The organism is Acinetobacter sp. YH12151 (genome assembly GCF_013418355.1).
In the GTDB taxonomy this organism is placed as follows: Bacteria; Pseudomonadota; Gammaproteobacteria; order Pseudomonadales; family Moraxellaceae; genus Acinetobacter; species Acinetobacter pseudolwoffii.
In genome coordinates, this window is record NZ_VPCG01000114.1 from 1 (window position 1) to 1,011 (window position 1,011).

Here is a 1,011-nt window from a genome sequence, read left to right on the forward strand (position 1 = left end):
AGAAAGCGATTTACACTATCATGCGAGATATTATAAGTCTCGGCAAGTTGTGTGCAGCTAATAGAGTTCGGTTCTGTCATGAGAAAGCCCATATAAATGGGTAATGTACAAGTTGCTGTAGAAGCATCTTTAATTCGTCTGATCACAGATACTTTATAAAGTATTTTAATACTTTTTTGAATCCGTCAATGCGTAAGTCCTAATATAATAAATTAAGATTCTCCTTCGCTAATTTAAAAGCTGGAGATCAACAGATATTAACAAGTGATCCTTGGTCTCTAATTAATTCACACCTTCAACAAAAAATTTCAAGAAGTAGAGGTGATAATAAAATTTTCTTAGAGCGTTCTTTATATTTCTCATCTTTAGCTGAATCTTTTTATAAAGCCGCTAACAGTATTCTTTTACCAACTCGAGCAACATTACTTTATTATGGGATGCTGAACCTTGTAAAATGCTTTTTGTCCTATAATAAAATTGAATTAGAAACCGTACATGAGCATCATGGTTTAAATTTACCGCTTGGCACAGACAGTACTATTCAGGTAAAGCCAAAATCTAACGAAGGAGTAAATATATTTGCTACTTTTTCTGAAATTCTAGGTAAGAAAATCACTCATCCTTTTAATATTAATTTTCGCCAAGCCGTAACTAATATTCCCGAAATTCATAGTCTATGTCATGGCTTAGGACTTCTACCTAAAAGAAAATTACTACCTATTCAGATAGAAATCTTAACTAACCCTGAACATAATAAATTATTTACCGAAATTCTTATTGATAATGAACAAAAAACCAAAGTTGATATAAACAGATTTCTTAAAAATGAAAGATTAAATTATTTCAAAGAAGGCCTCCCTCGTGAAGGGAAAATAGTATACAGAGGCTTTGTTGCACAAACCTATCTGTAAAGGCTTTTTCAGCGATATAATTTTCAAATGAAGAAGCCTACACACAAAATCTACCGCACAACCAATTGGCCCGCATATAACCGAGCACTCATGAGTCGCG

The 1,011-nt window shown here is 32.9% G+C and carries 1 protein-coding gene and 1 pseudogene; one reads left to right on the forward strand and one right to left on the reverse strand.

Annotated features, from left to right (window positions below; translation table 11 throughout):
• Window positions 1-146, reverse strand: a pseudogene (locus FTU82_RS16300) (IS701 family transposase); the annotation flags it as partial.
• 186 nt (window positions 147-332) lie between these two features.
• Between FTU82_RS16300 and FTU82_RS16010 the strand changes: the two are divergent.
• Window positions 333-911 (forward strand): YaaC family protein, encoded by a 579-nt coding sequence (locus FTU82_RS16010; RefSeq protein ID WP_373685571.1) that lies wholly within the window; start codon window positions 333-335, stop codon window positions 909-911.
• Window positions 912-1,011 lie beyond the last annotated feature (100 nt).